General features: G+C 71.2%; 1 protein-coding gene and 1 pseudogene. Both read left to right on the plus strand.

Annotation, left to right across the window (positions count from 1 at the left end):
• Positions 1-181: hypothetical protein (locus tag BST14_RS31895; protein ID WP_211280844.1), on the plus strand; the 181-nt coding region annotated here is incomplete at its 5' end.
• A pseudogene (locus tag BST14_RS31900) lies at positions 147-337 on the plus strand (twin-arginine translocation signal domain-containing protein); the annotation flags it as partial. The gene BST14_RS31895 and the pseudogene BST14_RS31900, both read left to right, overlap by 35 nt.

Genomic DNA, 337 nt, shown 5'->3' on the forward strand with positions numbered 1-337 from the left:
GACCCTCGGCGAGTGGCGCATCGACCTGCCGCAGCCACGCGCGGAGCTGGTCGAGGAACTGGGCGCGTTGCGCATCGAGATCCTGAAAACCCTACGGCGGGCGAGCCGCACCCATGCCCATCCCATCGCTCAGCCGGAGGCCTCCCATGTGCCTGGACGACCCGACCCATTCCCGACGTGACATCCTCAAGCTCGCCGCGCTGCTCAGCGCTGCCGGCGCGTTGCCGCTGCTGAGCAGCCTGCAGGCGCGTGCCGCCGCCGAACCCGACGCGCCGGTGCGCATCGGCTACCTGCCGATCACCGACGCCACGCCCTTGCTGGTGGCCCATGCCAACGG

Source organism: Mycobacterium arosiense ATCC BAA-1401 = DSM 45069 (assembly GCF_002086125.1).
Lineage (GTDB): Bacteria > Actinomycetota > Actinomycetes > Mycobacteriales > Mycobacteriaceae > Mycobacterium > Mycobacterium arosiense.